At 57.0% G+C, this 5164-nt stretch carries 4 protein-coding genes; 1 reads left to right on the top strand and 3 read right to left on the bottom strand.

The genetic code is table 11. The features are described 5' to 3' along the window. From PG883_RS22565 to PG883_RS22555, 3 genes are all read right to left on the bottom strand, one after another. On the bottom strand, positions 1-294 hold a 294-nt coding region (locus tag PG883_RS22565; protein WP_270808287.1), incomplete at its 3' end, for a transposase. A gap of 80 nt (positions 295-374) precedes the next feature. After that, positions 375-3407, bottom strand: a complete 3033-nt coding sequence (locus tag PG883_RS22560; protein ID WP_039272567.1) for a Tn3 family transposase — start codon at positions 3405-3407, stop codon at positions 375-377. Beyond that, on the bottom strand, positions 3404-3997 hold the full coding sequence (locus tag PG883_RS22555) for a recombinase family protein (protein ID WP_039272634.1): 594 nt from the start codon (positions 3995-3997) through the stop codon (positions 3404-3406). Before PG883_RS22555 ends, PG883_RS22560 begins: the two co-directional genes overlap by 4 nt. 153 nt (positions 3998-4150) lie before the next feature. Between PG883_RS22555 and PG883_RS22550 the strand changes: the two genes are divergently transcribed. Continuing rightward, complete coding sequence (locus tag PG883_RS22550; RefSeq protein ID WP_058646743.1) at positions 4151-4978, top strand: KilA-N domain-containing protein; 828 nt, start codon at positions 4151-4153, stop codon at positions 4976-4978. Positions 4979-5164 lie beyond the last annotated feature (186 nt).

The raw sequence follows: 5164 nt of genomic DNA, 5'->3' as shown, positions 1-5164 counted from the left end.
GGCGCTATCCAGGGATAACCGGGCAAACAGACGCATGGAGGCGATTTCGTACAGAGCATCTTCCATCGCGCCATCGCTCAGGTTGTACCAATGCTGCATGCAGTGAATGCGCAGCATGGTTTCCAGCGGATAGGGCCGACGACCATTACCGGCTTTGGGATAAAACGGCTCGATGACGGCGGTCATATCCTGCCATGGCAGGATATGCTCCATACGGGAGAGGAAAATCTCTTTTCGGGTCTGACGGCGCTTACTGCTGAATTCACTGTCGGCGAAGGTAAGTTGATGACTCATGATGAACCCTGTTCCATGGCTCCAGATGACAAACATGATCTCATATCAGGGGGGGTAAGCCCAAACCGCCGAAAATTCCGTCAACCCAATTCCAGCCCCGCCACGATCGCATCCAGATCGATAATCTGACCATCGCCGTGAAAGGTATAGTGCCCGTTCAGGTGAATATGGCGCCACGCTGCCGGCGAAATCTTCTTGAGCAGGGCGAGGGCTTTCTCGTTTCCGCTGGTTTCACACTTGGTCAACAGCCGCGAAAGGATCGCCGAGTTGTAGTAGATGATGGCGTTGGCGATCAGCCGCGCGCACTGGTTGCTGATTTCGACTTCGATGTCGGTCTGGCCGGTCAATTCCTTCTTGCCGCCGACCTGAGCGATGGCTGAACGCAGCTGGTGGTAGGACTCGATGCGATTCTGCGAGCGGTGGACGTTGCGCTCCAACTGAGGATCACGCAAATAGCGCAACGTGTAGATGCTGCGAATCAGCTTGTCGAACTCGAATATGGCTTGCCGCGTTGGGTTCGATGCGGAGTAGGTGCACAGCTTGCGGATCAGTGTGCCCTGCGTCATCTCTTTGAGGCCTAGCGTGGCCACGATCTGATCAATGTTGCTTTTCTCATCAATGACGGCGGGCAGGTTGATCTGGCCGACCGGGCGAATCAGGCATTTTTCGTACAGCGCCGGATCATCGGCGCAGTAGAGTTCTTTCAGTTGCTCTTCCAGATCGGTGAAACGCGGCTCGAAGCGTAGACCAAACCAATACAGGATGGCGAAGTTCGCCTTGTTGACGCTGTGCATGTCACCGGTAATCGTGGTTGGCACGATATCGGACGTGTTGCGGTACCAAATGTCGAACACGTGATGCGCCTCGAACTCATGCGCGCCGATGATCCAACTTTGCAGCGGCACATGGTTACACAGCAGGGTGTAGGCGACGACCCCTTTACCACGACCGAAATACTTACGCGAATGCCGCGCCTTGACGGTCGGTCGCTCCACGCCGAACTTCTGACCATCGACGCTGCCGTAGAGTGCTCCACCAAGGTCGAAGGAATAGTGCGGGAAGATGGGCAAGTCGGCAATGCCATTGCTGATCCGGTCGTTGGCCGCCTGCAGCGATGCCTGGCGCAGATACTGTTGGTAGGTCGTCTCCAGCACGTGGTAGGGAATATCACTGGTGCGCGACATGACGAGGTTGCCGTGGTTCATCGCCTGGGCGATGATACCGGCCATCAGACTGTCCGAATCGGCGACCTGCTTGACGTAGCGCGGTTGCAGCGGTGTCAGCGCCGACAGGAACTGGCATTGCCCGTTCACAAAGCGGAACACGTCACCGACATCGCAGAACGACAATTGATCATAGAAGCGGTTCTGTTTGGCGGTATCGTTGTCGGCCTTGGGTCGGCGCCAGGTCAGCGTCTTGCGCTCGCTATCGTAGTCGAGATGCTTCAACTTCCCTTGGCGCAACTCACGGTTGAACGCCAGCCACTGTTCGTGGAGTTCGGCCTTCAGCGCGTCAAGTTGCGCTCCGATGGGCTGGCGCAGCCAGGGAATGTCCATCTGGCCGAGCACGCTGGCCTTCTCCTCAAGGGAGACCAGCTCGTCAGTAAAGCAGCGGTGCTGCAGACTGTCGTCCAGATAGATCTCTCCAGCCTTGAAGCGTTTTCTGAGTTGGCGGTAAAGCCAGAACTCATAGCGGTCGGCATGTAAGCCCAAGGGCTTCCCGTCCGCGTCGAATATCAATAGATAGGGACGCAGACGCTTGGGCAGGGTGGCCTCGGGGCATTCGGCCAGAGGACGGTGTGACAGTCGCTGCTGTTTCGCGAATACACCCTTCACCCAGGCGAGCGCCCCAAGCCACGGGTTATCCGGCACGACCCCGGAGAATTCAAGCGCCCCGTAGAGTGGCCGCACGTGGCGCCGGATGCGTTCGGCCAAACCGTCAACGGTCTGCCAGCGCAGGGCCAGCTTGCTCGCGGGCTTCACGCTGAGGCGTTGGCCGGTCATTTGCAGCGCCTCCTTCGGCATGATCTTGAACGCACGCTGGCGCACGTCGCCGAAAGGCGTGACATCGGCCACCGTGTCGTCGACGTAGAGCAACAGCAAACGTCCGACTCGCGGCGTTTCCTGTTGCCGACGGATCTGTTCCGTGACGAAGAGCTTATTCGACCGCGCCTTGCTCTCGTCTTCGAGCTGCTTCATGTGGTAGCCCAAGGCATCTACGAGATTATCGGTAAACTGTCGATAACGCTGCCAGGCGTAGCACAGCAGATACAAGTTGGTCTGCTCGGGTTTGAGGCGGCGAAGGTCGTAGACAGTGTAAAAATTGGCCAGGCTCGCGTAATAGTGCAGATTCTGCTGCGAGATCGCCAACCTGGCCAACAGCGTCTTGGCAATTCGGTATAACGGTTCCAGCTTGGCACGCTTCTCCCGCTCCTGCGCCATTTGTCGCCAGCCGAAGCTTTTGGCATCCTGCTTGAGAGCCGCCAGCTCCGACAGGGTGTCGTCGCGCACCAGAAGTTGAGCCAGCGCGGCCTTGGCCTCGCCGTCCAGTACCTCATCGAGTAGCACACCCAAGCGTCGGCGTTCGGCGGACAATGCTTCGCTGATCAGTTCCTGCAACGTGGTGAGGCCGGGCCGGACGATCTTGTGCTCGTTGAGATAGACGATCAACTCGGCCACGATGAAGCCGGGCGTGATGTCACGCCGAACGATCTGATTGGCTTGTTGCACGAGTTGTGGCAGGGAGTCCGTCGACCATAGCCGGTAGCCGAATAGCTTCGCAATCAGAGTTCGTTGCGCGTAGCGCTCGTGCTTGGTGATCGTGTGCGGCTCGAACGCCTGATCGTTGAAATAGCGAGTCAGGACGAAGGCGCAATCGTCCGGCGCGTCGTCCCAAGTAAAGCGGAAGAAGGCATGCTTGGCTTTGAAGTAGCCGATCTGCAAAGCGCAGTAAGCTTGGGCATGCAAACCAGGACGACTGCAGGCGAGCGCCAGTTCCGCCTCGGTCAGTGATAGATACTCCTGTTGCTGTCCATCATCGAAGTCAGGCATGCCGTACAGGGCGAATTGCTCGGCCTCCGAAAGAACGGTTAGCCGCTCGCTTTTACGCCTCATCGTTGCGGCATCTTCTCAGCACTTGGCCAGCCAACTCGGGCAAGGGTTTCGATCAGCGTGGTGCGCTTGACGCCAAAGTTGCGGCACACAGCCGCCTTGGACATGCCGCCATTCAGCGCGGCGACGATGGTGTCCAGTTTCTCGCCGATGATCGCCGGTGGCCGGCCACCGAGTCGGCCCCGTCGCTTGGCGGCCGCCAGTCCGGCTATTACCCTTTCTCGGGTCAGGGCGCGTTCGTACTGCGCAAGCGCACCGAACACCTGAAACAATAGCTCGCCCGATGGCGTGGTGGTATCCATGCCTTCGGTGAGCGAACGAAAAGCGACCTGCCGCTCCCGCAACGTGTCAACGATGGTGAGCAGATGCGACAGCGAGCGGCCAAGCCTGTCCAGCTTCCAGACGACAAGAACATCGTCAGGTTGAACAAACGCCAGCGCCTTGGCCAACCCCGGACGATCATCCTTGGCGCCGGACGCGCGATCCTCGAATAGGTGGCGCGCATCAACGCCTGCCGCCAACAGGGCATCGCGTTGTAGATCCGTGGTTTGTCGATCAGAGTCGGAAGAGACGCGCATGTAGCCGACAAGCATGTGTGGAAAACCCATAGCCTATGATTTCCGTATGCTATACCATAGCGGCATTGTTTTCCGCATATTTTTTGGCGGGGTTAATACGCGATTTTGGTAGCCGAACGGTGCCTGTCGCAAAACAGTTGTTTTCCGACAGGCTTTGGACTCATCAACATGAAAAATCGCAGCATTACGGTGCACGGCGCCGAAGTGACCATCACGACTCGTCACGAACAGGATTACATTTCACTGACTGACATGGTGAAACGATTCGGGGATGAAAGCGTTCTCTACAGTTGGTTGCGGAACCGCAACACCATAGAGTTCCTCGGTATATGGGAGCAAATTTACAACCCAGCCTTTAAACCTCTCGAATTCGAGAGGTTTAAGAGTCAGGCCGGTCTGAACAGTTTCTCACTGTCGCCGAAAAAATGGATTGATACCACAGACGCCATCGGTCTCTATGCCAAAGCTGGACGTGGCGGCGGCACCTATGCCCACAAGGATATCGCTTTCGAATTCGGTTCTTGGCTCAGCCCCGAGTTCAAGCTGTACCTGATCAAGGAATTTCAGCGCCTCAAGGATGAAGAAGCGCGAGCCATTTCGCTGGAATGGAATTTCCAGCGCACGCTGTCCAAGGTCAACTACCGTATTCACACGGACGCCATCAAGGAACGCCTGATTCCGCCGCAACTAACCAAAACGCAAACCGCCACCGTCTATGCCAGCGAAGCCGATCTACTCAACGTCGCACTGTTTGGGATGACGGCCACTCAATGGCGGCAAGCCAATCCCGACCAAACCGGCAACATGCGTGATATCGCGACCCTGGAGCAATTGGTCGTGCTATCCAATATGGAGAGCATCAACGCGGTCCTGATCCATCAAGGGCTTTCAGCGCCGGAGCGATTGACGCAATTAAACGCCATCGCGATCACGCAGATGCGCTCCTTGGTTGGCATCGGCGTCATCAAGCAACTGGGTAAGCTGCCAGAGCGGTGATCCGTATTGAGTTGAACGGCTCCTTTGCATCATAGGGCTGCCGTTCAGGTTTAAAATCCCAATGAGTGCAGCCGGCCATAACCGGCCGGTGAAAAATTTCCTCTAAAGCCGCCGTTGCCTTGGATTACTTACCTGTATGCAGTCGTTGAACCTGTGTTGCCCAATCTTTCCACTGGAGGGCATCAA

The sequence above is a fragment of the Aeromonas sp. QDB25 genome, assembly GCF_027707725.1.
Taxonomy (GTDB): domain Bacteria; phylum Pseudomonadota; class Gammaproteobacteria; order Enterobacterales; family Aeromonadaceae; genus Aeromonas; species Aeromonas caviae.
Note: the sequence above shows the minus strand (reverse complement) of the source record. Positions and strands in the feature narration are given on the sequence as shown.